This is a genomic window from Flavobacterium aquatile LMG 4008 = ATCC 11947, from assembly GCF_000757385.1.
GTDB lineage: Bacteria > Bacteroidota > Bacteroidia > Flavobacteriales > Flavobacteriaceae > Flavobacterium > Flavobacterium aquatile.
Map to the genome: position 1 here is coordinate 395,301 of NZ_JRHH01000003.1, position 25,242 is coordinate 420,542.

The 25,242-nt window shown below is 31.4% G+C and carries 29 protein-coding genes; 15 read left to right on the forward strand and 14 right to left on the reverse strand.

Going from position 1 to position 25,242, the window contains the following annotated elements:
* Positions 1 to 24: 24 nt before the first annotated feature.
* Positions 25 to 540 carry a hypothetical protein gene (locus tag LG45_RS07725; protein ID WP_240471838.1) on the forward strand — a complete coding sequence of 172 codons (516 nt, stop codon included), beginning with the start codon at positions 25 to 27 and terminating at the stop codon, positions 538 to 540.
* A 132-nt stretch (positions 541 to 672) separates the two neighbouring features.
* Here LG45_RS07725 and LG45_RS07730 read toward each other — a convergent pair whose 3' ends face one another.
* The gene (locus LG45_RS07730; protein ID WP_035125895.1) at positions 673 to 1,017 is read right to left on the reverse strand and encodes a DUF6686 family protein; all 345 of its coding nucleotides are present in this window, start codon (positions 1,015 to 1,017) and stop codon (positions 673 to 675) included.
* 13 nt (positions 1,018 to 1,030) lie between these two features.
* Positions 1,031 to 1,945 (reverse strand): DUF6607 family protein, encoded by a 915-nt coding sequence (locus LG45_RS07735; protein WP_052087523.1) that lies wholly within the window; start codon positions 1,943 to 1,945, stop codon positions 1,031 to 1,033.
* 113 nt (positions 1,946 to 2,058) lie between these two features.
* Between LG45_RS07735 and LG45_RS07740 the strand changes: the two genes are divergently transcribed.
* Positions 2,059 to 4,149 carry a TonB-dependent receptor plug domain-containing protein gene (locus LG45_RS07740; RefSeq protein WP_035125896.1) on the forward strand — a complete coding sequence of 697 codons (2,091 nt, stop codon included), beginning with the start codon at positions 2,059 to 2,061 and terminating at the stop codon, positions 4,147 to 4,149.
* Positions 4,150 to 4,161: 12 nt separating this feature from the next.
* A complete protein-coding gene (locus LG45_RS07745; RefSeq protein WP_035125898.1) occupies positions 4,162 to 5,247 on the forward strand; it encodes an HmuY family protein in 1,086 nt (361 codons plus the stop codon).
* An 83-nt stretch (positions 5,248 to 5,330) separates the two neighbouring features.
* Here the strand turns inward: LG45_RS07745 and LG45_RS07750 are convergent, their stop codons facing one another.
* Positions 5,331 to 6,110, reverse strand: a complete 780-nt coding sequence (locus tag LG45_RS07750; protein ID WP_052087524.1) for a hypothetical protein — start codon at positions 6,108 to 6,110, stop codon at positions 5,331 to 5,333.
* A 142-nt stretch (positions 6,111 to 6,252) separates the two neighbouring features.
* Here LG45_RS07750 and ffh point away from each other — a divergent pair, with 142 nt between their 5' ends.
* The 3 genes from ffh to LG45_RS07765 all read left to right on the forward strand — a co-directional run bounded on the left by ffh (position 6,253) and on the right by LG45_RS07765 (position 9,110).
* Positions 6,253 to 7,590, forward strand: coding sequence for a signal recognition particle protein (gene ffh / locus LG45_RS07755; protein WP_035125900.1), 1,338 nt, complete (start codon positions 6,253 to 6,255; stop codon positions 7,588 to 7,590).
* A 136-nt stretch (positions 7,591 to 7,726) separates the two neighbouring features.
* Positions 7,727 to 8,611 carry a bifunctional 5,10-methylenetetrahydrofolate dehydrogenase/5,10-methenyltetrahydrofolate cyclohydrolase gene (locus LG45_RS07760; protein ID WP_035125902.1) on the forward strand — a complete coding sequence of 295 codons (885 nt, stop codon included), beginning with the start codon at positions 7,727 to 7,729 and terminating at the stop codon, positions 8,609 to 8,611.
* A gap of 1 nt (position 8,612) precedes the next feature.
* A complete protein-coding gene (locus LG45_RS07765; protein ID WP_035125903.1) occupies positions 8,613 to 9,110 on the forward strand; it encodes a GNAT family N-acetyltransferase in 498 nt (165 codons plus the stop codon).
* Here the strand turns inward: LG45_RS07765 and LG45_RS07770 are convergent, their stop codons facing one another.
* Both LG45_RS07770 and LG45_RS07775 read right to left on the reverse strand, forming a co-directional pair.
* Entirely contained in the window at positions 9,111 to 9,650 is a 540-nt protein-coding gene (locus LG45_RS07770) for a YceI family protein (protein ID WP_035125904.1), read from the reverse strand.
* Positions 9,651 to 9,684: 34 nt separating this feature from the next.
* The gene (locus LG45_RS07775; protein WP_035125905.1) at positions 9,685 to 10,047 is read right to left on the reverse strand and encodes a hypothetical protein; all 363 of its coding nucleotides are present in this window, start codon (positions 10,045 to 10,047) and stop codon (positions 9,685 to 9,687) included.
* Between the two features lie 78 nt (positions 10,048 to 10,125).
* On the opposite strand from LG45_RS07775, the gene LG45_RS07780 reads away from it, so the two are divergent.
* The 4 genes from LG45_RS07780 to LG45_RS07795 all read left to right on the forward strand — a co-directional run bounded on the left by LG45_RS07780 (position 10,126) and on the right by LG45_RS07795 (position 12,743).
* On the forward strand, positions 10,126 to 10,506 hold the full coding sequence (locus LG45_RS07780; protein ID WP_035125907.1) for an OB-fold protein: 381 nt from the start codon (positions 10,126 to 10,128) through the stop codon (positions 10,504 to 10,506).
* Positions 10,506 to 11,021: an ankyrin repeat domain-containing protein gene (locus LG45_RS07785; RefSeq protein WP_240471839.1), complete on the forward strand. Its 516-nt coding sequence runs from the start codon at positions 10,506 to 10,508 to the stop codon at positions 11,019 to 11,021. The genes LG45_RS07780 and LG45_RS07785 overlap by 1 nt, the downstream gene beginning before the upstream one ends.
* A 6-nt stretch (positions 11,022 to 11,027) precedes the next feature.
* On the forward strand, positions 11,028 to 11,807 hold the full coding sequence (locus LG45_RS07790) for a T9SS type A sorting domain-containing protein (protein WP_035125908.1): 780 nt from the start codon (positions 11,028 to 11,030) through the stop codon (positions 11,805 to 11,807).
* Positions 11,808 to 11,906: 99 nt separating this feature from the next.
* Positions 11,907 to 12,743: a DUF5777 family beta-barrel protein gene (locus LG45_RS07795; RefSeq protein WP_035125910.1), complete on the forward strand. Its 837-nt coding sequence runs from the start codon at positions 11,907 to 11,909 to the stop codon at positions 12,741 to 12,743.
* A 70-nt stretch (positions 12,744 to 12,813) separates the two neighbouring features.
* Here LG45_RS07795 and LG45_RS07800 read toward each other — a convergent pair whose 3' ends face one another.
* Positions 12,814 to 13,431, reverse strand: a complete 618-nt coding sequence (locus tag LG45_RS07800; protein WP_035125912.1) for a hypothetical protein — start codon at positions 13,429 to 13,431, stop codon at positions 12,814 to 12,816.
* A gap of 263 nt (positions 13,432 to 13,694) precedes the next feature.
* Here LG45_RS07800 and LG45_RS07805 point away from each other — a divergent pair, with 263 nt between their 5' ends.
* Positions 13,695 to 14,885, forward strand: a complete 1,191-nt coding sequence (locus LG45_RS07805) for a M28 family peptidase (RefSeq protein ID WP_035125913.1) — start codon at positions 13,695 to 13,697, stop codon at positions 14,883 to 14,885.
* 82 nt (positions 14,886 to 14,967) lie between these two features.
* Here the strand turns inward: LG45_RS07805 and LG45_RS07810 are convergent, their stop codons facing one another.
* The gene (locus LG45_RS07810; RefSeq protein WP_035125914.1) at positions 14,968 to 16,164 is read right to left on the reverse strand and encodes a pyridoxal phosphate-dependent aminotransferase; all 1,197 of its coding nucleotides are present in this window, start codon (positions 16,162 to 16,164) and stop codon (positions 14,968 to 14,970) included.
* Positions 16,165 to 16,269: 105 nt separating this feature from the next.
* On the opposite strand from LG45_RS07810, the gene LG45_RS07815 reads away from it, so the two are divergent.
* Entirely contained in the window at positions 16,270 to 17,601 is a 1,332-nt protein-coding gene (locus LG45_RS07815; protein ID WP_035125915.1) for an aspartyl protease family protein, read from the forward strand.
* Positions 17,602 to 17,631: 30 nt separating this feature from the next.
* Here the strand turns inward: LG45_RS07815 and LG45_RS07820 are convergent, their stop codons facing one another.
* On the reverse strand, positions 17,632 to 18,057 hold the full coding sequence (locus tag LG45_RS07820) for a DUF1573 domain-containing protein (protein WP_035125916.1): 426 nt from the start codon (positions 18,055 to 18,057) through the stop codon (positions 17,632 to 17,634).
* Positions 18,058 to 18,198: 141 nt separating this feature from the next.
* Between LG45_RS07820 and LG45_RS16700 the strand changes: the two genes are divergently transcribed.
* Both LG45_RS16700 and LG45_RS07825 read left to right on the forward strand, forming a co-directional pair.
* Positions 18,199 to 18,324: a hypothetical protein gene (locus LG45_RS16700; RefSeq protein ID WP_255318229.1), complete on the forward strand. Its 126-nt coding sequence runs from the start codon at positions 18,199 to 18,201 to the stop codon at positions 18,322 to 18,324.
* A gap of 57 nt (positions 18,325 to 18,381) precedes the next feature.
* On the forward strand, positions 18,382 to 21,012 hold the full coding sequence (locus LG45_RS07825) for a valine--tRNA ligase (protein WP_035125918.1): 2,631 nt from the start codon (positions 18,382 to 18,384) through the stop codon (positions 21,010 to 21,012).
* Positions 21,013 to 21,051: 39 nt separating this feature from the next.
* Here the strand turns inward: LG45_RS07825 and LG45_RS07830 are convergent, their stop codons facing one another.
* Genes LG45_RS07830 through LG45_RS07840 form a run of 3 tightly spaced genes read right to left on the reverse strand, consistent with a single transcriptional unit; the run spans position 21,052 to position 22,735 of the window.
* Positions 21,052 to 21,444, reverse strand: a complete 393-nt coding sequence (locus tag LG45_RS07830; protein ID WP_035125919.1) for a hypothetical protein — start codon at positions 21,442 to 21,444, stop codon at positions 21,052 to 21,054.
* Between the two features lie 8 nt (positions 21,445 to 21,452).
* Positions 21,453 to 21,896 carry a DUF1456 family protein gene (locus LG45_RS07835; protein WP_035125921.1) on the reverse strand — a complete coding sequence of 148 codons (444 nt, stop codon included), beginning with the start codon at positions 21,894 to 21,896 and terminating at the stop codon, positions 21,453 to 21,455.
* 38 nt (positions 21,897 to 21,934) lie between these two features.
* Positions 21,935 to 22,735, reverse strand: coding sequence for an alpha/beta hydrolase (locus tag LG45_RS07840; protein WP_035125922.1), 801 nt, complete (start codon positions 22,733 to 22,735; stop codon positions 21,935 to 21,937).
* A 60-nt stretch (positions 22,736 to 22,795) separates the two neighbouring features.
* On the opposite strand from LG45_RS07840, the gene LG45_RS07845 reads away from it, so the two are divergent.
* Positions 22,796 to 23,197: an excinuclease ABC subunit B gene (locus tag LG45_RS07845; protein WP_035125925.1), complete on the forward strand. Its 402-nt coding sequence runs from the start codon at positions 22,796 to 22,798 to the stop codon at positions 23,195 to 23,197.
* Between the two features lie 223 nt (positions 23,198 to 23,420).
* Here LG45_RS07845 and LG45_RS07850 read toward each other — a convergent pair whose 3' ends face one another.
* The 3 genes from LG45_RS07850 to LG45_RS07860 are packed head-to-tail and all read right to left on the reverse strand — an operon-like array spanning position 23,421 to position 25,231.
* Positions 23,421 to 23,927, reverse strand: a complete 507-nt coding sequence (locus LG45_RS07850; protein ID WP_035125927.1) for a hypothetical protein — start codon at positions 23,925 to 23,927, stop codon at positions 23,421 to 23,423.
* A gap of 2 nt (positions 23,928 to 23,929) precedes the next feature.
* Complete coding sequence (locus LG45_RS07855) at positions 23,930 to 24,703, reverse strand: hypothetical protein (RefSeq protein WP_035125929.1); 774 nt, start codon at positions 24,701 to 24,703, stop codon at positions 23,930 to 23,932.
* Between the two features lie 18 nt (positions 24,704 to 24,721).
* Positions 24,722 to 25,231: a hypothetical protein gene (locus tag LG45_RS07860; RefSeq protein WP_035125930.1), complete on the reverse strand. Its 510-nt coding sequence runs from the start codon at positions 25,229 to 25,231 to the stop codon at positions 24,722 to 24,724.
* Between the last annotated feature and the right edge of the window lie 11 nt (positions 25,232 to 25,242).

The following is a 25,242-nucleotide window of genomic DNA, read 5'->3' on the forward strand; positions in this document are numbered from 1 at the left end:
ACCAACAATAAATAAATTAATATTATGAACACAAAAAAACTAAAAAAAAGTACCAATTATTTATTAGAAAAAGGAAAAAAAATCGCTATTATTCCTTTTTTATCGGTCGTATTTTTTATGAATATGGCATCGACTTGTAGTAGTGATGATGATAACAATAACTCTTCTTCAGATCCAACTCCAGTGGTTAATACTGTAACTTCTGGAACATGGCGAGTAACCTATTATTTCGATACTGATTCTGATGAAACTAGTGATTTTGCAGGATACAATTTCACTTTTGGTTCGTCTAATGTATTAACGGCAACCAATGGAACAAATACTTACACAGGTTCATGGTCGGTTACAAATGATGATAGTAGCGATGATGATAGTCCAAGTAGTGATTTAGATTTTAATATTTTATTTTCATCACCAGCTAATTTTCAAGATTTATCAGATGATTGGGATATTGTTTCAAGAACTTCAACTAAAATAGAATTAATTGATGTAAGCGGAGGAAACGGTGGAACAGATTATCTAACTTTTGAAAAGAATTAAATTAACCTACATATGCATGCTAAAAACCATTCAAATTTTGAATGGTTTTTTTATAAAATAAATCCGTCAAGTTTTTAAACAAGACGAATTCATTCAACCTAAACAAATAAACAAAATAATTTAATTTTGTAGTTAATTATAAATGATTTTATAATTAATTTCTCCTGATTTTAAAAGTTGTTTTAGTGTTTTAAAATCTAATAAAATTCGCAATTCATTCAATTCATTTCTATTCAATAAAATAATGAAGTTGGATTGCAAAGTCGGAATTGGAATTTTCTTTTCATAAATAGAATTCTCATATTCTTTTTCCCAATAGTTTGTGTCAATTTTATCCAAAAAACTAATAAAACTAAACATTTCTGAAGGATCAAAATTGAATGTCAAATTGTTGAATGATACGTTGTAAAGATTCCTTTTCGGACAAAAAAGCAAAAATCCATTGCTCGTTCTGTTTATGATTTTAAAATGGCACATAATTATAATGGTTTTATTTTACTATAAAACGGTCAATAATTGCATCAACTTCTGCTTGTAACGCATCTGGTTTTAAATCGAATAAATAAGAATAAAGTGGTTTTCCATCCACTAATTTTTGTAATGATAAATCGTTGTCTTTTTGGTAAACCAATTCCCATTTGTTTCTAACTTTTAACCAAAGCTCATTATTTTTTTTCCAATAATTTTTAGCAACTTGACATTTGCTATCATCTACTTTCGTGTAAACATCAATTCCTTTTTCTTGTGCTAATAACACATCGTTTCCTTTGTCATCTCTAACAATCTTGTCGTTATCTTGCTCGTGAATCCAGCCAAAGTTGGTAATTTCATGAATGTTTCTTCTTTTAAGAACATTATAATCGTTACGAATGGTATGCTCTCTTCTTGGTAAAGGTGCGTCGGTAGTGTTTTTCCAATACGTACTTCCATCAACCATTACCCAACTTGCGGTTCCTTCATATCTCGGACTATCATCAACTTGATATACTTTTTGTGTCCATTGACCTTTTACGTTTTTAGCTGATAATTTTTCAAATTTCCAAGTTCTTTCTTTAAAGAAATCGTAGAATTCAGTGTTTTCATACAACCAATCTTGACGCCAGTGTTTTACAATTGCATCGTCAGTTTTTCCAACAATTAGTAAATGTTGAAGCACAATTTTATTCGATTTGTCTTCAACTAATTCTACCCATTCTAATCCGGAATCGTGTTTGGTTTTAGATGGTTTGTAGCCAATTGAGTCTTTAGAATACTCGAAAGTTTCAGCAAAATTGAATTTTACTTCATAACAGCCACACATCGATTTAATGGCTTTAATGTCTTGTTGTTTTTTTAAATCTTGACTTTTTCCAGATAGGCTAGCCAACAAAAATGTAGTTAATAATAGAATGGATTTGATTCTCATAATGATATAATTTAGTTAAATAATAATTTCGACAAAAATATTAAATTTATTTAGAATAAATAAAAATAACATATATATTTGCAAAAAAAAATTATTAAGAACAATTCTAAACAATGAGAAAATCATTTTATATATTGATCGGTTTATCTGTATTTTATTCTGTAACTGCACAAAAAAAAGTTACAGATTCTATAAAGGTAAATGAGTTGGACGAAGTTGTAATTACTGGGCAATTTGAACCTCAATCTATAAAGAAATCAGTTTTTAATGTGCGTGTAATTACTGCTAAGGATATCCAAAATTTAGCGGCTAATAATTTATCAGATGTATTAAATCAATACTTAAATATTACGGTTAGACCAAGTGGCAATGATGGACGTTCTACAGTTTCATTATTCGGACTTGATGCAAGATATTTTAAAATAATGATTGATAATGTTCCTTTAGTGAGCGAAGCTGGTTTAGGAAATAATACCGATCTGTCTCAAATAAATCTAAATGATGTAGAACAAATAGAAATTGTTGAAGGATCGATGGGTGTAACTCATGGAGCCAATGCAGTAAGTGGAATTTTGAATATAATCACCAAAAAATCATCAAAAGATAAATGGAATATTTCTGCAACTGCACAAGAGGAAACAGTAGGAAAAGAGTTTGAACTTTTTGATAAAGGTCGTCATATTCAATCGTTAAAGGTTTCTAATTCTATAAACAAAAAATGGTTTGCAAGTGTTAGCGCAAATCGAAATGATTTTCAAGGTTTTTTAGACGGAAAACAAGGAAAAGATTATATTGAAAATGATGGGTTGCGTGGTTATCGTTGGCTTCCAAAAGAGCAACTTAACGGTACTGCTTTACTTGCTTACAGTAAAAATCAGTTTCGAATTTTCTACAAATTTGAATATTTAGACGAGAATATCGATTTCTATAACAGCACAGTTCAGTCTGGTTTTAATACAGAGTTGGGTTCTTACAGATATGCAGATGATAGAAGATTTTTAAACAACAGGTATTTTCATAATTTGAATTCTACTGGTAAAATCTTAAATAAATTGAACTATAATGTTTCGGTTTCTCATCAAAAGCAAGAACGAATTATAGAAGATTTTAGATATTATTTGTTAACACAAAATGAAGCAAATAGTATTAAAGTTAAAGACCAATCAATGGAAACATTTTATTCAACAGGAACAATTAGTAATTTTTTCTCTGATAAAACCGTTGCATTGCAGTTAGGATATGAAATTGTAAACAATAGAGGGTTTTCATTACCAGTTCATGAAACGTTAGAGAATTACGACTTTTTTGTTTCATCAGAAATCAATCCAGCCGAACGATTTTCTATTCGACCAGGAATGCGATTTTCGGCTCAATCAAAATTTAAAGATCAATATGCATCGTCGTTAGGTTTACGCTATTTATTTAAAAATGATTTTGAACTTCGTGGTTCATATGGAAACTCATTTAGAACACCAACTTTTGAAGAGTTATATTATTTTTTTGTTAATGATAGTCATTTCTATATTGGAAACGAAAACTTAATTCCAGAAACAAGCACATCGTATGAAATTAGCATAAAAAAAGCAAAATCATTTGATTCAGGATTGCAAATTTCAACAAGTTTTGCAGGAAGTTTTCTTGATATAGATGATAAAATTGATATGGCATTAATCAGAATTAATCCAAGTACATTAATTAGAGAATTTCAATATATCAACATTAGTAAATATCAAATGTGGAATTTTTCTACAATGAATCAATTCAAAAAAGGAAATTGGAACTTAAATTTTGGCGCAGCATTGGTTGGAATTTCTCAAAAAATAGAAAATCAAATTTTTGCTTCAAACGAAAAATTTCTGTATTCATTTAATATAAACACCAATATTTCTTATTTACTTCCAAAATGGCAAACTACATTTTCTGCTTACTATAAATATAACGGAAAAACACAACAATTTGTGGAAGGAAGTTCAGAATATATTATTTCAACAATTGATGATAGCAATTGGCTTGATGTTTCCACCAGAAAATCATTTTTCAAAAAACAACTTGAAGCAACCATCGGAGCAAGAAATATTTTGGATATAACCAACATCAATCAAACCAGAGCAAATGATGGCGCAGCACACGGAACATCGTCTAATGTAATGCTTGCTTATGGTCGTTCTTATTTTTTAAAACTAACGTATAATCTTAATTTTTAATATATAAATATCATGAAAAAACAATTTTTAACTTTAGCTATTGCATTAGTAACACTTGCTTCTTGTTCAAGCGATGATGATGGACCAACAATTGAAGTTCCTTCTGTTGGTGCAATTATTCAACCAACTGTTGGTGGGCCAAATCAGCCAAACCAAGTTTATTTAGATTTAAGTTCAGAAGCATCTTCAGCTGTTAATAGAGCATCTTGGGATTTTGGATTTTCTACCGATACCGATTTTAGAGTTGTAATCAATGGTTCTTTGAAGATGGCAGTTAAAAAACTTGAAACATCAGATATTACTTTAACTCAAGTATCAGATGATGCTGTTGCTGTTGGCGCAGGAACTAATCCTTCAAGCAATGGTTATTGCGATAATCCTACAGGAGTTTTGGCTGGTTCTGGAGCTGGATTCGGAACTGCAATTGCCGAAGTTTCTGTCAATGATGCCGATAATAAAGTATATTTAGTAAATCTTGGTTTTGCCGTTTCAACAACAACACCAACTGTTGGTTCTGTTAGTGTTGATGGAGAAGCTCGCGGATGGAAAAAAGTTAGAATTTTACGAAATGGAAATGGTTATAAAATTCAATATGCCGATTTAGCATCAACAACTTTTCAAGAGGAAACGATTTCTAAAAACGATGACTTCAACTTTATATTTTTTAGTTTAACATCAGGAACTACTATTGAGGTTGAACCTAAAAAAGACAAATGGGATTTGAATTTTACAACTTTCACCAACTATGTAAATTTTGGAACTGAAGTAACTTATGGATATTCTGATTTTATCGTTTCAAATATGAAAGGTGGAACAAAAGTATATCAAGTTTTAGTTGCAGATGGTGGAAGTTATGAAAATTTCACGTTGAATAATGTTGTTGAAAATAACTTCATCGTTTCAGAAACAGATCAAAGAATTATTGGTTCAAACTGGAGAAATGGTGGTGGACCAGGAACTTTGCCAAGTGTTAGAACTGATCGTTTTTATGTAATTAAAGATGTAGTAGGGAACTATTATAAAATTAGATTTCTTGCAATGACAAACGATGCAGGTGTGAGAGGAAATCCAACAATTGAATATTCAATTTTGAATTAATAGCGAGTTAATTAATTACAAATTATCACAAAAAAAGGTCCAAATGGTATTTCATTTGGACCTTTTTAAATTTAAAACGTTATTTATTTTACTGATTTAATTCTGTCGTCATCATCGCTATCGTCATCGTCGTCATTTCCGTCATCATCATTATCATCATACAAATCGGTTGCATCTTTAATTTTATCTTTAATTAAGTTAGCTAATCCGTTGTTTCCATCGGTATCAATTGGGCTAATTTCAATAAGACCATCATTATTTCCATCAGTCGCCGAAGTTAAATCGACAGAAGCTAAAATTACATCCAAATTAAAATCAAAAACTATTGTAGCACTATTGTTTGTAATAGTTAGATTTTGATTAGCATCATCGTAGTCAATTTCGAATTCTTCACTAATGTCATGCCAAAAAACAAAAGGGATATCATTAATTGTACCTTTTATTTGAACCGATTTGTTAAATAAAGGACTGGCTGCATTGACACTTTTTTGCATGTTAAATTCTACTTCTTCATAAACTCCGTTTGGAATATCAAGAGTTGTAATTGTAGTAACTCCATTCAATAAATCCAATTCAAATGGACCACTAAGTTTAAATTCATCGTCATCGCCATAAAAACCATCGCCGTAGTTTTCATCGTCATCATCATAAAAATCGTCATCCAATTCAAATTCAATGTTTTTCAAATTGATTTTGAATTCTGTAATACTAACAGCGTTTGTTGTTTTAGCTGAAGTTCCAGAATAAGTAGCTTTTGCTTGAATTTTTAAATTATCAGATGACCGATTGTCATCGGTACTGCAAGAAGTTGTACTGGCCAAAATCACGGCAACAAGACCAAGTAATGTTTTTCTGTTTTTCATAATAGTATTTTTTTTATGTTTATGAGACTAAAACATTTCATATTGAAATTACCCTACCAAATAGTTTTAAAAATTTGCATAAATCATTTTTTGATGCTCAAAACCTTTACCTTATATTTGCAACTTAATAAAACAGAAAACTATGTTCAATAATTTAAGCGATAAATTAGATAAAGCATTTCATATCCTAAAAGGACACGGAAAAATAACCGAAGTAAACGTTGCCGAAACTCTTAAAGAAGTTCGTCGTGCCTTACTTGATGCCGATGTTAACTTTAAAATTGCCAAAGATTTTACTACAACTGTAAAAGAAAAAGCAATTGGACAAAACGTTTTAACTACACTTGAGCCAGGTCAATTACTTGTAAAAATTGTTAAGGACGAACTAGTAGAATTAATGGGTGGCGATGCTGCAGGAATCAACCTTTCTGGAACGCCAACTGTAATATTAATGTCGGGTTTACAAGGTTCGGGTAAAACTACGTTTTCTGGTAAATTGGCTAATTATTTAAAAACTAAAAAGAATAAAAAACCACTTTTGGTAGCTTGTGATATTTATCGTCCTGCGGCAATCAATCAGCTGCATGTTGTTGGAGATCAAATAGGAGTTGAGGTTTATTCTGAACCAGAAAACAAAAACCCAGTTTCAATTTCTCAAAATGCAATTGCTTATGCTAAAGCCAATGGGTTTAACGTAGTAATTGTCGATACTGCTGGTCGTTTAGCAGTTGATGAAGAAATGATGAACGAAATTGCCAATGTTCACAAAGCAATTCAACCACACGAAACCTTATTTGTTGTAGATTCTATGACAGGTCAAGATGCTGTAAATACTGCAAAAGCATTCAACGATAGATTAAATTTTGATGGAGTTATCCTAACAAAATTAGATGGTGATACTCGTGGTGGAGCTGCAATTTCTATCAAATCGGTAGTAAACAAACCAATAAAATTCATCGGAACCGGTGAAAAAATGGATGCTATTGATGTGTTTTATCCGTCGCGTATGGCCGATAGAATTCTTGGTATGGGTGACGTTGTGTCGCTTGTAGAAAGAGCTCAAGAGCAATACGATGAAGAAGAAGCAAGAAAATTACAGAAGAAAATTGCTAAAAACGAATTCGGTTTTGATGATTTCTTAGTGCAAATCCAACAAATTAAAAAAATGGGTAGCATGAAAGATTTAGTTGGAATGATTCCTGGCGCAGGAAAAGTAATGAAAGATGTAGAAATTGAAGACGATGCTTTTAAACATATTGAGGCGATCATCCATTCAATGACGCCAGTTGAAAGAACAAAGCCAGCAATTTTAGATATGAAAAGAAAAACTAGAATTGCAAAAGGTTCTGGAACCAAAATAGAGCAAGTAAATCAGCTTTTAAAGCAGTTCGATCAAATGAGTAAAATGATGAAAATGATGCAAGGTCCAGGTGGAAAAAACATGATGCGCATGATGGGCAACATGAAAGGCATGAAATAAAAAATTAGACGCGATGTACCGCGTCTTTTTTTATTAAATAAATTATCATATTATCAATTTATTGCGACTTTTTTATTGAATTCATTTTATTGGATTTACAATTTTAAATATCACACAACATAAATAACTACACAAAATGCAAATTCTAGACGGAAAAAAAGTATCGGAAGATATTAAAAATGAAATAGCAGCCGAAGTCCAAAAGATGAAAGACAACGGTGAAAAAGTGCCACATCTTGCAGCAATTATTGTTGGAAACGATGGTGCAAGTTTAACCTATGTAGGAAGTAAAGTAAAAGCATGTGAACGTGTTGGTTTTGAATCAACTTTAGTGAAAATGCCAAGCACAACATCTGAAACGGAATTGCTTAAAAAAATTAAGGAACTCAATCAAAATGATGATATTGATGGTTTTATAGTGCAATTGCCTTTACCAAAACAAATTGATACTCAAAACATCATTATGTCAATCGATCCAAGCAAAGATGTTGACGGATTTCACCCAGAAAATTTCGGAAAAATGGCTTTGGATATGAGTACTTTTATTCCAGCGACACCTTTTGGAATTCTAGAATTATTAGAACGTTACAATGTTACAACCGAAGGAAAACACACCGTTGTAATTGGTAGAAGTCATATTGTTGGTCGTCCAATGAGTATTTTAATGGGAAGAAAAGGTTTTCCAGGAAATTCAACTGTTACTTTAACGCACAGCCATACTAAAAACATCAACCAAATCACTTCTCAAGCCGATATTATAATTACTGCTCTTGGGGTTCCTAATTATTTAAAAGCCGAAATGATAAAAGACGATGCTGTAATTATCGACGTTGGTATTACACGTGTTGTTGATGAAACTTCAGAAAAAGGATACCGAATTACAGGTGATGTAGATTTTGAAATGGTTTCTAAAAAAGCTTCTTTCATCACGCCAGTTCCAGGTGGAGTTGGACCAATGACAATCGCCATGTTGCTTAAAAACACACTTTTAGCAAGAGAACAAAAAAGATTAAAAAAATAAAATGACAATTTCAATTGCACAAAAAAGCCAACTCTCTATTATTAAGGAGTTGGCTTATACAATTTGGCCTGTTGCTTATGGAGAAATTCTTTCCAAAGAGCAGTTGGATTATATGTTGGATTTAATTTATAATATCGAGTCGCTTGAAAAACAAGTCGATAAAAATCACGTTTTCCTTTTGGTGGAAGATGATAATCAATTCATCGGATTTGCTTCATATGAATTAAATTTCGAAAATTCGAATAAAACTAAGATTCAAAAGTTATATGTTTTACCAGAAATTCAAGGTAAAGGAATTGGAAAACAGTTGATAAATTATATCAAACAAATTGCAATTGACAATAAAAATTTAGGACTCATTTTAAATGTAAATCGATTCAATAAAGCCAAAGAATTCTACCTAAAATATGGTTTCGAAATCACGAAGGAAATCAAAATCGACATAGGAAATGATTATATAATGGACGATTATGTGATGGAATTTAATTTTTTTAAATAATTATTTTAAAGTTCCTTCTAATTTTACATTTACCTTTTTAGAAACTTTTTTGCTCACCACACTCGGAATTGTAATATCAAAATCATCTGTATTTACAGTGAAATTGGATACTATAGAAACACCATTAGACGTTTTCTTGATAGAAGCTGTTATAGTAATATCTTTAGATTTTCCGTGAAGTTCTAACTTTCCTTTTACAGTATAACTTTTAGCATCTGAAGTCAATTTGGAATAATCGAAATTTTCAATCTTTCCTTTAAAAGTCGATTTTGGATATTTATCACTTTCAATGTAGTTTTCATTAAAGTGTTCTTCCATTAAAGCTACTTTAAATTTGAATCCTTTTACCAAAGCAAGCGAAGCAATTTCGCCAGTTTTTGTATTAATGATAATTGTTACACCATCATTTTTAGCTTTTATTTCTTCAAATGCCGGAACTGAAGCTTCAAATGCTATCGAACCGTTTTTAGTAACTATCTTATCTTGTGCAACTATAATCGAACTAGTAAGTAAGAAAACTGCAATTAGTATATTTTTCATGATATTTTATTTAAATTTTAAAAGTGTATTGCAATTATTCAGCCAAACCTTCGCTGTTCCACTGACTTATTAAATTAATTGAAGCTTGCGGTAATCTTGGTCCGCCCAATGGCATAGCACCGCTTGCTCCTTCATTTCTGGAAATTCGATCAATTAGTCCTCTGTTTAAAACCGCATCTCTAACATTTTCGTATGTTGTGAGAGACATTGGAGCACCATTCGTTGGTGTAGTTCCATGACATTGAATACAATTGTTGTCAATAATGTTTTTTACAGCAGATGTGTAAGTAATTTCATCAATTGGTTGTGAGTCAATTAAATCATCGGTACTGCTGTCGGTACAGCTTGTAAAAGATAGTACAAGTAATGCTAAAAAAGGTAAGATTCTGGTTTTCATCGATTTTTATTTAAATATGATTTAAATCATTTGTTAAAATTAAAAAAAAATTATTAGTTTTGGTTAATTATTATGAAAATGAAAAAAAAGTTATTAATTGTTTTAGTTGTTGTTGCTCTTTTTGGTTTTGCTGGTTATAAATATGTATACAAAGACCATCGTGATGTGAGCAGTGAAGAGGCTTCTTTTAAAATTACTTTAGCTGAATTAAAAGCAGATTTTGAAAAGAACGATATTATTGCAAACACTAAATACCTAGACAAAGCTATAGCTATTTACGGAGAAGTAACTAGTTTAGATTTAGCAACCAACGAAATTATTGTCGATTCTAATTTATCGGCAACAATAAAAGGTAAGGTAAATGTAAAAAAAGGAGATAAAGTAACAGTGAAAGGAAGATTTATTGGTTACGATGATTTGCTTGAAGAATATAAAATGGATGGTTGCGTAATTGAATAATGATGAAAAAACTTTTAGTAATTTTCTTATTGAATTCTTTTTTAAGCTTTGCTCAAGATAAAGACATTTTTACAATTGCAAGATCAGGAACTGTCGCAGAAGCCGAACTGTTTTTGAAAAATAATAACGAAGCAATTAACAAAGTAAACGAATACGGATTTTCACCATTAATTTTAGCTTGTTATAAAGGAAAATATGAGTTAGCTGAATTTTTTATAAATAACAAAGCTAATTTAGATTACGTTTCAGAAGAAGGAACAGCATTAATGGCAGCTACGGTAAAAGGTGATGTAAAATTAGCAGAATTATTATTAAGTAAAGGTGCAAATCCTAACTTAACCAATTTTGAAGGAATAACGGCATTAATGTATGCCTCGCAATTTAAAAACGAAGCGATTGTCAAATTACTATTACAATACAAAGCCGACAAAACGCTATTAGATAAACAAGGAAGAACGGCATTTGAGTTTGCTGTTTTTTCTAAAAACGAAAATATAATTAACCAATTAAAATAAAACGCTATGAAATTGAAAACTACTTTATTATTAACATTACTTAGTTTGGGTGCTTTTGCCCAAACAAAATCTACTGGGAATATTGCCTTATCGACGAATATGGCAGCGACACTTACTTTAAACAATACTACATCAACTGTCACGTTGACTTTATCTGGACCAAATGACAGATGGTTTGCATTGCAATTTGGTTCTTTTACGGGCGGTATGCAAGCAGGAACAGATGTTGTTTATTGGAACAATACTACTCTGGTAGATGCAAGACATATTGGTATTGGATCGGCACCTTCTGTTGATGCAATTAATAATTGGACTTTGGTATCAAATACGAATAATTCTCCTGCTTCTGGGCAAAGAACAGTAGTTTTTACTCGTCCTTTCAATACAGGTGATGCAAACGATTATACTTTTAATTATGCCGATGCTAATATTGATTTGGCATGGGCAAGGGCAGATACGCCAACTTTTGCAGTGACTGTATATCACGGCGGAGCAAACAGAGGTGTTTTGTTAAATACTGCAACAACTCTTGGAGTTGACAAATTCTCTTTAAACAACGCTCAAATATATCCTAATCCGTCTAATGGAGATTTTAATATTAAATCGGAAACCATTATCACTAAAGTTAACGTATATAGTCAAACAGGTGCTTTTGTAAAAACAGTTGAGGTAGAAAATAATGCTGATAATGCAGCAATCAATATCAAAGGTTTATCTACAGGAGTTTATCTAATTGAATTAGTTAACGACACAGAAAAATCTTGGAAGAAAATTATTGTAAACTAGGTTTAAAGTTTTACAGTTTTCCTAAAATTTATTAAACCGTGTTGTCTTTTTCAAAATGTAAGATAGCACGGTTTTTTATGTACAAATAATTATAAAAATATGAGAAAGATTTTAGTTTTGTTATTGTTTCCTTTTACGCTTTTTGCACAAGATGATTTATTAAAAGAAATCGATTCGGTTGCTACCAATGAAAGAGTAGAATCGGCTTTTAAAGGTTTGAAAATCGTCAATATTGAATCTACAAAATTGGCTGCCAAAGGCGATTTGTATTTTATTGTTTCCCACAGATTTGGTTCGGTTAAAGATGGTTTTGAAGGTTTCTTCGGATTGGACAATGCTGCAACGCAATTAAAGTTTGTTTACGGTGTAAACGATTGGCTTACAATTAGCGGAGCAAGAAGCGAAATAGTTTATGATTTTGCTGCCAAAGTAATGCTTCAACCACAAATAAAAGATGGATTTCCAGTTGCAATTGTCGGATTTTCAAGCTTTGGAATCAACAATACTTTAAAGGAAAGCAATTATCCAAACATGGAATTTGAAGATAGATTAATCTATGTTTCTCAATTGTTAGTTTCAAGAAAATTCAGTAATAAGTTCTCTTTAGAATTGGCTCCGACATATTTTCACGAGAATTTCGTAGAAGATGACAATCAAGAAAACAGCCAATTTGCAATAGGAATGGGCGGACGTTATAAACTTACTAATCGTTGGTCATTGAATGTTGATTATGCAGCTCATTTAAATCGTTCCGCAACATCAAGATTTAAAAATCCGTTATCAATTGGAGTGGATTTAGAAACTGGCGGACACGTTTTTCAAATGCATTTTAGTAGTTCGCAAGGAATCCACGAATCGGGTTTCTTAGGAAATACCACTGGTGATTGGACCAAAGGCGACGTTTTCTTCGGATTTAATTTGTTGAGAGTTTTCTAAAAATAAAAATCCTGCATTTTCTTTTCAGAATTTGCAGGATTAAAAAAAAACCTAATCAACCAATCAATCTTTATTTTTTGTCTTCTATTTTAGCTTTTGTACCATCAGCTTTATAGTAGTAGTAATCGTCGTTGCTGTTGTTGTAAGCATAAGCAGTGTTGTTTGTAGTTGGACCATAATAGTCGTTGGTAAACCCAGCGTTTCTTCTACCTTTTATACTTCCAATGGTGTCAACAATATCACCTCTTCTGTTGTAAACTATTCGCATACCACCAATTTGCGTAAGCGCAGCTCTGTTGTATCTCATGTAAACCGTTCCAATTCTGCTTACTCTATCTTGACTATCATAGTTGATGAAGGTATTTCCAACTCTTCTAACTCTACCAAAACTATCGTGTTCTATTAAAGTTCCGTAGTTTACAGGTCTATTGTTTCTTGCTACTTCGGTACTTCTTCTTCCAGCGCTTTTAAAGAAATAATCTCCTTGAGAATCATCAGGACGTGTGTTAAAGTCGAAATCTCCATTTGGAAAAACAAAGAACTCAATACCGCGTTCTACAAAAGATAATGGCTCATCGTTAAAGCTCGCTCTTGTTATTGTTCCTTCATCAGTACGTTTTAATTCTGATGCGTTCGCTACACTTCCAACTAGTAAAATGCTAGCTACTAATAATGTAATTTTTTTCATGATAATTAGAATTAATGTTTTGTACTTACTCTTTCGATTTTCAGTTTCTTCGACCAGATATTTTCTGATATTTGATACATTCCAAGATGTGTGCCAAAGCCAGTATAATGATTTGTCAACGATTTGTTAACGATTATTAAGTAGTTGAATTACATTTGATTACTATAAATTTTGAATAATTTAAAGTTTACTGTGTTTTATTATTAAGTAGTTATTTTTTTATATTTTTGTTGCCACAAATAAACCAAAATCAAAATTTTGTTATGAATTCTAATTCCAGAAGCACACTTTTATTTGCTTTTACACTTATAAGTTTCTTTACGGTTAAATCACAAACATTTATTCCGGCCTATCAAACAGTGGTGAATCAAACATCACAAACTAATATCACTACAAATCTTACCGAATTTGAAGCTTTAGGTATCAAACGAAGAGGAACTGCACCATTACAAAATACACTAAATTGGTTAAAAAATAAATACTTGAGTTACGGATATACAGCGAGTCAAATGCAAGAAGATTCTTTTACAAATGGAGCGTTTACTTGTAAAAATTTAATTCTAACTAAAGTCGGAACTTTATATCCAAACACCTACGTAATTGTTTGCGGTCACTATGATTCTGTTGTTGGAACAGGAACCAATGATAACGGAAGCGGTGTTGTTTCAATTCTTGAAGTTGCCAGATTATTACAAAATATTCCTACCGAATATTCTATAAAATTTATAAATTTTAGTGGTGAAGAAGATGGACTTGTTGGAAGTCAACATTATGTAGGTTCAGTCGTGAATTCTACAACACCAAAAATGGATATTAAATTGGTTTTTAATCTAGATGAAGTTGGTGGCGTTGCCGGAATGTTGAATAACAATATAACTTGTGAACGAGATACTGGTAGTCCAACTTCTAATAATGCAGCATCAAATACAATGACAAATCAATTGATTAATTGTGTCGGATTATATACTTCTTTAAATACTACATTATCGTATGCGTATGCTTCAGATTATATGCCATTTGAAGATAATAATGAAGTGATAACTGGTTTTTTTGAAACGAATGAAACGTCCCACCGACATACTGCAACCGATTTATTAGTAAATATGGATCCAGTTTATAATTTTAATGTAGCCAAAGCAGCTGTTGGAGCCACGATGCATTTTGCAGTAGCAAGTACTTCGACTTTAGAAATGGAAAGTTTCAATACCAATTTTCAAGTCAGTTTTTATCCAAATCCAACCAAAGAAATTCTAAATATTAGTAAAGGAAATATTCCAAGTCAAGATTACCAACTTTCAATAATTGATATTAATGGTAAAGTTGTTTTAAATAAAAAGTACGATAATGCAAAATATATCGAGCAAGTAAATGTTAGCTCACTTTCTAAAGGATTGTATTTATGCGTATTGAATTTTGATAATCAATCGGTTTCTAAAAAAATCTTGATAGACTAACTAATTTTAAACCTTATAGTATTCAAATAAAAATGCTTCCGTTTCTGGAAGCATTTTTTTATATAAATTATAAGTTTATATCTTATTTTGAATTATAAACTTTAATTGCTTCTTTTAGAATTTCTACAGAACGAACTAAATCCTCTTTTTTCAATACATAAGCAATTCTAACTTCGTTCAAACCTACATTTGGAGTTGAATAAAATCCTGCCGCAGGAGCAACCATTACCGTTTCGCCATTAAAATCATATGATTCTAACAACCATTGTGCAAAAGCATCTGCGTTGTCGATTGGCAATTGGGCAATACAGTAAAAAGCACCTTTTGGAGTAGCGACTTTTACACCTTCAATTTTTTGTAATTCAGCAATTAAAGTATCGCGTCGGTCTTTATATTCTTCAATAACTTCGTCAAAATAACTTTGTGGAGTTTCCAAAGCTGCTTCACTAGCAATTTGAGCAAATGTTGGCGGACTTAATCGCGCTTGTGCAAATTTCATTGCCGTTGCCATTACTTCTTTATTTTTAGAAACAATACAACCAATTCGAGCACCACACATACTGTATCTTTTAGAAACAGAATCAATCATAATGGCATTTTCCTCAATTCCAGGAACGTTCATTACCGAGTAGTGTTTTTCAGTTTCATCATAAATAAACTCACGATAAACTTCATCGGCAATCAAGAATAAATCATGTTTTTTTACAAGATTTGCCAATTGCTGAATCTCCTCTTGAGAATATAAATATCCAGTTGGATTTCCAGGATTACAAATTAAAATTGCCTTAGTTTTTGAAGTAATTAATTTTTCAAAATCTGAAATTGGAGGCAAAGCAAATCCAGTTTCAATGGTAGAAATTACTGGAACAACTTTTACGCCAGAAGCAGTTGAAAATCCGTTGTAATTAGCATAAAATGGCTCTGGAATAATAATTTCATCATCAACATCCATTGTACTTCCCATAGCAAAAAGTAATGCTTCAGAACCTCCAGTTGTAATGATAATATCGGCTACATCTATTGGTAAACCATGATTTTTATAATATTGTGATAGTTTTGTTCTATAGCTTTCAAAACCAGCCGAATGACTGTATTCCAATACTTTGATGTCAATATTTTTAACTGCGTTTATAGCAACTTCTGGCGTTTTAATATCGGGTTGACCAATATTTAAATGATATACTTTATGACCTTTTTTCTTAGCAATATCTGCATACGGAACCAATTTTCTAATTGGTGATTCCGGCATTTGCTTTCCTTTATTTGAAACTTTTGGCATGATTGAAAATTTAGTTGTGCAAATTTGCAATTTTTTTATCGTATTATTTGTTAAAAATACATTTTCACTTATTTTTTTTCTTATTTTTAATCAAATTCTAATTACATGAGATTAAAATTACTTTATGTTTTTATTTTAGTAGTAGTTCAAGATGTCTATTCTCAATCTAGATTCGAATTCGAAGACAACAAAAACAAAGTCACTATACCTTTTAAATTCATCAATAATTTAATCATAATATCTATAGAAGTAAATGGTATTCCGCTAAACTTCCTCTTGGATACAGGCGTAGAGGAATCTATTTTATTTAGTTTGGATGAAACAGATGAAATAAGTTTTGCTCAAGTAGAAAAAGTTAAGATTAAAGGTTTCGGAAAAAAAGAAGCTTTTGATGGCTATAAGTCTACTTTAAATGAAGTAAAAGCTAAAAGTTTCATTGATAAAAATCACACACTATATTTGGTTTTAGATCAAGATATTAATATTTCATCCAATGTTGGCGTACCAGTAAACGGAATCATTGGCTATCATTTTTTTAAAAATAATTTGGTAAAAATTGATTTTGAATCTCAAAAAATCACAATCTTCAAGAATCAAAAAAAACAACTAAAAAAAATCACAAAATCATTCGATAAAGTACCATTAACTCTAAATGATGGAAAACCTTATTTTACAGCATCAATTCAATTTGAAAAAAGTACAGAAGACCTTAAAGCTAAATTGCTTATCGATACCGGAAATAGTGACGCTGTTTGGCTTTTCAAAGAAAAAAATACTCAAATAAAAGTTCCAGAAATTAATGTAGACGATTACCTCGGTAGAGGTTTTAGTGGTGATGTTTTTGGGTGTCGAGGTAGAATTCCCAAATTTTCTATTAATGAAATCACTTTCAACTCGCCACTTATTGCCTTCCCAAATGCAGCTGAAACTACACAAATTGATGCAATAGAAAACCGTTTAGGTTCAGTTGGCTCCGAAATAATGAAACGATTTACCTTATATTTTGACTATCAAAATAGCTCTATGTATTTAAGAAAGAACGATTTTTTTAACGATGAATTTAATTTCAACATGTCTGGAATCGACTTACAACACGAAGGTTTGCAATGGGTTAAAGAAGCTTATGAAGATAAACCCGCAATAGCAAACAATTTGACAGATAGTAATGGAGATAAAATTGCTAGTAATCTTCAGTACAGATTCGAATTAAAACCTGTTTACATCGTTACCAACGTCAGAAAAAATTCACCAGCAGACTTATCCGGAATCCAAAAAGACGACATCATTGTAAAGGTTAATAATCGTCCAGGTTATAATTATTCATTACAAAAGCTCAATGAACTTTTAAAATCAGGTGATGGAAAAACCATCGAATTAATTGTTGACAGAAAAGGAAAACACCTCCGTTTTAAATTCCAACTAAAGAAAATTTTATAAAAAAACGCTCCTATTTGGAGCGTTTCAATATTATTGCATCGGACTTGTTTTCTTCTTCTCTAAAGGATTCACTTCTTGTTTTACAATAACTTCTCCTTTAATTTTCAATGAAACTCTTCCGCCTTCAACATTTGCAGCATTACTTTCTACAGTAATCGTTTTTCTAATCGGACCAGGATTCATATTATATTTCACCTCAATCTTGTCAGATTTTCCAGGCATAATCGGTTGTGTAGGTTTTGTCGGAACAGTACAACCACATGTAGATTGAACATTTGTAATAATCAACGGCTGATTTCCAGTGTTTGTAAATTCAAAAACACGAACTCCGTTATCTTGCTCCTTCGTAACAGTACCATAATCAATAGTATTGTCCTTTGCTTTAAATTCAATTTTGGCTTGAGCAAAACTCACAGCACTCACTAAAACAGAAACAAAAAGTATAATTTTTTTCATTTTTTCTAAATTTGTTATGGGTAAAAATACTTACTTTAAATTAATACACAAAAATTTAATTCTTAATTTTTTATAAAAGCACATAATAGTTACTTTTGCAGTAGTAATTACAAAAAGCATACCACGATTAATAAGAAGCGAATGGCTTGGGCATTATCAGCAATCCATTTTCCTGCTTTCCGCAATATCTTTTCCTTTTTAAAGAAAAAAGAAAAAGGATATTTGCTCCAATCAGGGCTAAATAGTAGTGGTATTGATTACTTGTAATCTAGTTTGAAACAACTTTGAACTAAAATAAACGATAAACATTTTTAAACGATATAAATGATTCCTGCACAATTCAACGCTAAAGAAGTAGAACAAAAATGGTACGACTACTGGATGAAAAACGATTATTTTACATCCAAACCCGACCATAGAACGCCGTATACCATAGTAATTCCACCACCAAACGTCACTGGAGTTTTACATATGGGACATATGTTGAATAACACTATTCAAGACGTATTAATTCGTCGTGCTCGTCTTAAAGGTTTCAACGCATGTTGGGTTCCAGGAACCGATCATGCTTCAATTGCAACCGAAGCCAAAGTTGTAGCCAAACTAAAAAGCGAAGGAATCAACAAAAACGATTTAACAAGAGAAGAATTTCTAAAACACGCTTGGGATTGGACCAATAAATACGGAGGAACAATTCTAGAACAACTTAAGCAATTAGGATGTTCTTGCGATTGGAGTCGTACAAAATTCACAATGGACGAAGATATGTCGGCGTCGGTAATTCACTCATTTGTAGATTTATACAACAAAGGATTGATTTATCGTGGTTACCGAATGGTAAATTGGGATCCAGAAGCGAAAACGACTTTGTCTGACGAAGAAGTTATATTTGAAGAACGTCAAGGAAAACTTTATTTCATCAACTATAAAATCGAAGGTTCAGAAGATTTCTTAACCGTTGCAACAACACGTCCAGAAACTATTTTTGGGGATACTGCAATTTGTATCAATCCTACTGATGAACGTTTCACACATTTAAAAGGTAAAAAAGCCATCATTCCAATATCTGGAAGAGTTATTCCTATTATTGAAGACGAATATGTAGATGTAGAATTCGGAACTGGTTGTTTAAAAGTTACACCAGCTCACGACATGAACGACAAAACATTAGGAGAAAAACACAACCTAGAAATCATCGATATTTTCAATGAAGATGCCACTTTAAATTCTTTCGGATTGCATTATCAAGGAAAAGACCGTTTTGTAGCTCGTGAAGAAATCGCAATCGAATTAGAAAATAATGGTTCGTTAGCTAAAACAGAAACACACCTTAATAAAGTAGGAACTTCAGAAAGAACCAAAGCCGTTATCGAACCTCGTTTGTCTGATCAATGGTTTTTGAGTATGGAAGAATTGGTAAAGCCAGCAATAAAAGCTGTTCTTGAAACCGAAGAAGTAAAATTATACCCAAGTCGTTTCAATAATACTTACAAACATTGGTTAGAAAACATTAGAGATTGGAACATTTCGCGTCAACTTTGGTGGGGACAACAAATTCCGGCTTATTTCTATGGCGATGGAAAAGAAGATTTTGTAGTTGCAAAAAACATTGAAGAAGCTTTAAAACTTGCTCAAGAAAAAACTTCCAACTTCCAACTTCAAGCTTCCGATTTAATACAAGATGCTGATGCGCTTGATACTTGGTTTTCTTCATGGTTATGGCCAATAGCCGTTTTTGGTGGAATTCTTGATCCTGAAAATGAAGATTACAAATACTATTATCCAACTAACGATTTGGTTACTGGTCCAGATATTTTATTCTTTTGGGTGGCTCGTATGATTATTGCAGGTTATGAATATGCTGGTGAAAAACCATTTACAAATGTATATTTAACAGGTTTAGTTCGTGATAAACAACGTCGTAAGATGTCTAAATCACTTGGAAATTCTCCTGAACCATTAGAATTAATAGAGAAATTTGGTGCCGATGGTGTTCGTGTTGGATTACTTTTAAGCGCTTCTGCAGGAAACGACATCATGTTCGACGAAGAATTGTGCAACCAAGGAAAAGCATTTTCTAACAAAATCTGGAATGCCTTTAAATTGATAAAAGGTTGGGAAGTTTCAGATGCAATTCCGCAACCAGAATCGTCTAAAGTGGCTATCGAATGGTATGAAACTAAGTTGCAAAGAACCTTAATTGAAATCGAAGAAAACTTTGATAAATATAGAATTTCAGATGCGTTAATGGCAATTTACAAATTGGTTTGGGACGATTTTTGTTCGTGGTTTTTAGAAATGATAAAACCGGCTTATCAACAACCAATTGATAAAGCTACGTTTGATAAAGCGATTGAAATGCTTGAAAATAATTTGAAATTATTACATCCATTTATGCCGTTTTTAACGGAAGAAATTTGGCAATATATTGCAGAACGAACTCCAGAGCAAGCTTTAATTGTTGGAGAATGGCCAGTTGCAAAATCGTATAACGAAAAGTTAATCAGCGATTTCGATTTTACAATTGAAGTAATTTCGGGAATTAGAACCATCAGAAAAGATAAAAACATTCCGATGAAAGATGCCATCGATTTGAAAGTGGTTAATAACGAAAAAACAGCAACTTACTTCGATTCTGTAATTATGAAATTAGGAAACATTACTTCATTAGAATATGTTTCAGATAAAGTAGACGGAGCGTTATCTTACAGAGTAAAATCGAATGAATATTTTATTCCAATTACTGGAAATATTGATGTTGAAGCAGAAATTGCTAAACTATCAGAAGAGTTGACTTATACAATTGGTTTCCTAAAATCGGTACAAGTAAAATTATCAAATGAGAAGTTTGTTGCCAATGCCAAACCAGAAATCATTGAAAACGAACGCAAAAAAGAAGCCGATGCGCTTGCTAAGATTGCAACAATCGAGCAAAGTATTGCAAGTTTGAAATAAAAATAAAAATCCCGAGTTAGTAAATTAACTCGGGATTTTTTAATTATCAAGAATTTTTTGTAAATCTCCTGTTAATTCCATTCCTTCAAACTTAGTAAAATAAGTCATTACATTTCCTTCAATTTTCAAGATTTTTACTGGCATTTCTTTTCCAGTCATGTTTTTCTTTAATCTTTTAGTACTTGGATTTATTATTTTTTTGTAAGTTAGTGTGTACTCACATTCAGAAATCCAATCGATGTAAAGATGGACTTCTTCTCCGGTTTCTTCATAGCGTTCAATCTGTAATTTTTCAGTTCGAATAACAATAATTCCAGATAAATTAGGATCTGTATATCTAAATTCGCCAGTTCTAAAATCAGTACAATCTAAATCTTGTGAAAAAGCAATAGAGGATGCAATCAAAAAAAATGTAACTAGATATTTGAGCATAGTTTTAATTATCCTTTAGGATTTTTACCATTTTTGTAGTTTACTTTTTCTACAATTTCAATTTTTTTAGTTGGCTTTTTATCTTTAAATTTTGGTTTAGCAGCAGTACTTTTCTTGAAATCACCTGCTTTAAATTCTTTCGGTGGAGCCGTAGCTTTTTCTGATTTTGTAAATTCTTTTGGGCGTGCTTCTTGCTTGTGAACGGCAATTACATCCATAGGTATTTTCGGATTTTCTTTTGTTCCACGCAAGTGAATTACCAATCCATTTAGGAAATTACGCAGTACTTGATCGCCACATTCTACATATTTAGGATGATCGGCATTGCGAAAGAAATTCCCAATTTCACCTTTAGACATTCTAAAATCTACCAACATTAAAATTTGTTCTATTTGGTCGTCACGAAGCATTAATGCTACACGTAGTTTCTTGAAAATATCGTTATTTGTCATTTTTTCTGTATTAAATATTTTGTTTTATTCTTCCAGCTTTAGAAAAGCCAAAGATACGCCTTTTTGAAACCTTCTCGCCATAATTTTTCATTGTGTTGTCCGCCTTCAACAATGATTTTTTTATTTAAATTTTTGCAATAACAACGTTTTGAATTTACTTGTGACTCCATATTATTTAAATCCCGCACCATATCATCATCGCCTTCCTTGTCGCCACACAATAAATATACTTTTGTTTTGAATGTTTCCGTTTTTTCCATCAATTCAAAAATTTCTTTTCTGTTGAACCAAAAAGCAGGTGAGAAGCAACCCACTTTACCAAATACTTTTGGATATTTTAAGGCACCATAAAACGAAACTAATCCGCCAAGAGAACTCCCAAAAAGAGCCGTATTAAAGGCGTTTGTTTTGGTTCTATACTTTTTATCAACATACGGCTTTAATGTTGAAACTATAAAATCTAAATAATTATCGGCATTTCCACCACCATATTTTTCATGTTTAAAAGGCGTCAATTCTTCCATTCGTTTTTCGCCTCCATGTTCAATTCCGATGACAATTACTTGAGCCGAAATACTATCAAGAGTTTCATCAATATTCCATTCGCCTACGTAAGAAGTTTTTGCATCAAATAAATTTTGAGCATCGTGCATGTAAATTACAGGAAATTTTTTATCAGAACTGGAGTAATTTTTAGGAAGGTAAACCCAGATTTTTTTAGTTGTTTTTAATTGAGGTGCATCAATTGTAAATGTTGAAACTTGCTTGCTAGCAGTACTTTGCTGCGCATTGGAACTCCAAAAAAACAAAATTGATAAAAGCGCTAAAATAAATTTCACGAGATTTAATTTTTAAATTTTAACAAAATTTAATATTTTAGCTGAAAATACTCCATTTTGATGAACACAAAGGAACAAAAAATTAGTTTATTATCAGACATGATTGCTTTTGCAATTGTTGATGGTGAATTGCACGAAAGAGAATATCTGTTTTTGTCTATAATTGCAGTGGAATTAGGCATAAATAAAGACGAATTGAACCAGCTTTTTCATGAAGAAAACCGTAGTGAAATTATCAAAAGTGATTTTGAACGAATTCAACAATTTTACAGATTGGCTTTATTGATGCATTGTGACGGCATACTTCATGAACGGGAGTTGAATAAAATTTATGAAATTGGAATCAACATGGGATTAAATCCGTTTGCAATGAAACGCGTTTTAAAAGCTATGGAACAATCGCCAACACGAATGGTTCATCCTGACTATTTACTCGAAGTTTTTCAAGAACAACTTAATTAATATAAAGAAAGGTTTGCTTTTTACAGCAAACCTTCATCTGGTATAAATATCTCGATATCTATTTTTTTTTAAATGTAGTTTTTTTAATTAATTTATTTTGGTTAATAATATTGAGTTCATAATCGCCTTTTTCCATTTGATTTATATTTAAATAAATTTTATTGGATGGTAATTGCTCAATTTTAGACTCATATTTAATTTTCTTTGGTGGCATTAGAAGTAGTTACATCTTTTTATAATAAATTGCTGTTTTATCTTTCAAAAAACAAGTTTTATCTCCAATTTTAACTAGAATTGTAGCTTTTGTTTCAGTTTCATCCTCTGGTTCTATTGCTGTAGAATTGGTATCAAATTCAAATTCATATAGATATACCGAACCATCATCAGCTTTTTCAAAATTTTGTTTTCTCATTGAGGTCATCGGTACCAATCGATGTCCTATCCAGTTGAGACTGAAAAATTTAATTGGGCAATTTTTTTTATTTTCAAAATCAATAAGTTGTAGTTTATATGTTCGTTTGGGTTTGATAGAATTGAGTTTTATAATTCTAATTTTGAAATCGATAGAATTGCAATCGCAAGTAGAATTGGTATTTGGAAGCACTTTAATACCTTTATTTATAGTTGCAGTTTGTGTGTTTTTTTGTGAAAATGAAAGTTGTGTTACTAGTAAAATGAGTAAAAATAGTGTGCTTTTTAGGTTTGATATTTTGATGCTATTTGCTTTCATAGTTATTGTTTCTTTAGATTTTTCATCATTTCTTCTACTGCTTGATCCATTCCTTCCATTTCTTCTTTTTTAAATTCAGATGCGTTGAAGTTTATGGCTACACCTTCAATTTTAGTAAGCGTAATGATATTTCCGTTGTTTTCGATACTTGTACTTAAAACAGTTTTTCCATCTATTTGATAAAATCCTAAACCTGCAAAACTCAATTGATTTTTGAATTGGTTTTTGCCCGAAATGCTGTTGTCGTTGAGATACACAATTACTTTGTCTTTTTCTGATGTTTTGGAGTTGTTGTAAGGATATCCAACAATATTTTGATTCGTGAATTTTTTAGATGGATTGCTGTCTTTCTTAAGTGTAACATTATCCATTTTAAAATCGTTTTTCGGATTTATTGGAATAGACATCACTGTTTTTTTACCTTTTCTATCTGTAGAATAAATATAATTTTTTAGTGAATGACTGTATACCATGAAGTTGAAGTTTTTATCATTTGGATTGAATGTTTCGCTTCCTTTTTTAGAATTTAGAACTCCAAAATAACCATGCTTTGTATTGAAATAAGTTGAGGTTTCAATGGTTTTTCCACTTTTGTCTTTCATAGTGTAAGTTAATTTTACATTGAAAAAAAGTTTTTGTTTCGTAGAAATTTCTTTCGGTTTGAACTTACTAAAAATTCCTTTCGAACCAAGAAGTGTGTCGATTTTTATTGGTTTTGTTTGTGCAAAATTAACGCAGCAAACCAGAGCCAAAATCATTGTAATTAATTTTTTCATGATTTTTAATTTTATAGATTATTCGATTCCTTCGTTGATGCAACGAATTCCTTTGGTTTCAATTTTTTCAAAGCGAATGTCTTTGAGAACGTAAGCATTCTTAACAAACTTGACTATCCTCTTTGATCCAGAAAACACAATTGCAACGATATTTTCGTTTGATTTTCCATTTTTCCTAGAACAATCATAAGTTCTTATTTCGTAATTTTTAGGAATAGAAATTACTTTTAGAACATCTATTATTCGATATTGGTCTGGGTTTGTTTTAATTTTTTTGCTCAGTAAAACAACAGCAGTTTTTCCTTTTCGAAAGACTTCAATTGATGATAAAAACGGACCCTCATTTGGATTTCCAATAACAATTCCTTGTTCGTATTTATAATTTTTTAGTGCTTCAATTTGATTTTCTGATGTATAAGTTTTTCCAATAATGGTTTTGAAATCTGCGGCCAATTTGCCTTGAGCGAGAGCTTTTTGCGTAATTAAAAACAAAGTAATAATTGCAATTACAAATAAATTTTTAATCATTTTGTTTTTTT

Coding starts and splice junctions, on each gene's coding strand:
- LG45_RS07810 (WP_035125914.1), bottom strand. CDS start 16,164: ATGCCAAAAGTTTCAAATAAAGGAAAGCAAATGCCGGAATCACCAATT.
- LG45_RS07735 (WP_052087523.1), bottom strand. CDS start 1,945: ATGAGAATCAAATCCATTCTATTATTAACTACATTTTTGTTGGCTAGC.
- LG45_RS07770 (WP_035125904.1), bottom strand. CDS start 9,650: ATGAAAAATATACTAATTGCAGTTTTCTTACTTACTAGTTCGATTATA.
- LG45_RS07730 (WP_035125895.1), bottom strand. CDS start 1,017: ATGTGCCATTTTAAAATCATAAACAGAACGAGCAATGGATTTTTGCTT.
- LG45_RS07845 (WP_035125925.1), top strand. CDS start 22,796: ATGAACACAAAGGAACAAAAAATTAGTTTATTATCAGACATGATTGCT.
- LG45_RS07740 (WP_035125896.1), top strand. CDS start 2,059: ATGAGAAAATCATTTTATATATTGATCGGTTTATCTGTATTTTATTCT.
- LG45_RS07825 (WP_035125918.1), top strand. CDS start 18,382: ATGATTCCTGCACAATTCAACGCTAAAGAAGTAGAACAAAAATGGTAC.
- LG45_RS07815 (WP_035125915.1), top strand. CDS start 16,270: ATGAGATTAAAATTACTTTATGTTTTTATTTTAGTAGTAGTTCAAGAT.
- LG45_RS07805 (WP_035125913.1), top strand. CDS start 13,695: ATGAATTCTAATTCCAGAAGCACACTTTTATTTGCTTTTACACTTATA.
- LG45_RS07785 (WP_240471839.1), top strand. CDS start 10,506: ATGATGAAAAAACTTTTAGTAATTTTCTTATTGAATTCTTTTTTAAGC.
- LG45_RS07790 (WP_035125908.1), top strand. CDS start 11,028: ATGAAATTGAAAACTACTTTATTATTAACATTACTTAGTTTGGGTGCT.
- ffh (WP_035125900.1), top strand. CDS start 6,253: ATGTTCAATAATTTAAGCGATAAATTAGATAAAGCATTTCATATCCTA.
- LG45_RS07765 (WP_035125903.1), top strand. CDS start 8,613: ATGACAATTTCAATTGCACAAAAAAGCCAACTCTCTATTATTAAGGAG.
- LG45_RS07760 (WP_035125902.1), top strand. CDS start 7,727: ATGCAAATTCTAGACGGAAAAAAAGTATCGGAAGATATTAAAAATGAA.
- LG45_RS16700 (WP_255318229.1), top strand. CDS start 18,199: ATGGCTTGGGCATTATCAGCAATCCATTTTCCTGCTTTCCGCAATATC.
- LG45_RS07795 (WP_035125910.1), top strand. CDS start 11,907: ATGAGAAAGATTTTAGTTTTGTTATTGTTTCCTTTTACGCTTTTTGCA.
- LG45_RS07850 (WP_035125927.1), bottom strand. CDS start 23,927: ATGAAAGCAAATAGCATCAAAATATCAAACCTAAAAAGCACACTATTT.
- LG45_RS07830 (WP_035125919.1), bottom strand. CDS start 21,444: ATGCTCAAATATCTAGTTACATTTTTTTTGATTGCATCCTCTATTGCT.
- LG45_RS07860 (WP_035125930.1), bottom strand. CDS start 25,231: ATGATTAAAAATTTATTTGTAATTGCAATTATTACTTTGTTTTTAATT.
- LG45_RS07725 (WP_240471838.1), top strand. CDS start 25: ATGAACACAAAAAAACTAAAAAAAAGTACCAATTATTTATTAGAAAAA.
- LG45_RS07820 (WP_035125916.1), bottom strand. CDS start 18,057: ATGAAAAAAATTATACTTTTTGTTTCTGTTTTAGTGAGTGCTGTGAGT.
- LG45_RS07750 (WP_052087524.1), bottom strand. CDS start 6,110: ATGAAAAACAGAAAAACATTACTTGGTCTTGTTGCCGTGATTTTGGCC.
- LG45_RS07835 (WP_035125921.1), bottom strand. CDS start 21,896: ATGACAAATAACGATATTTTCAAGAAACTACGTGTAGCATTAATGCTT.
- LG45_RS07855 (WP_035125929.1), bottom strand. CDS start 24,703: ATGAAAAAATTAATTACAATGATTTTGGCTCTGGTTTGCTGCGTTAAT.
- LG45_RS07800 (WP_035125912.1), bottom strand. CDS start 13,431: ATGAAAAAAATTACATTATTAGTAGCTAGCATTTTACTAGTTGGAAGT.
- LG45_RS07745 (WP_035125898.1), top strand. CDS start 4,162: ATGAAAAAACAATTTTTAACTTTAGCTATTGCATTAGTAACACTTGCT.
- LG45_RS07775 (WP_035125905.1), bottom strand. CDS start 10,047: ATGAAAACCAGAATCTTACCTTTTTTAGCATTACTTGTACTATCTTTT.
- LG45_RS07780 (WP_035125907.1), top strand. CDS start 10,126: ATGAAAAAAAAGTTATTAATTGTTTTAGTTGTTGTTGCTCTTTTTGGT.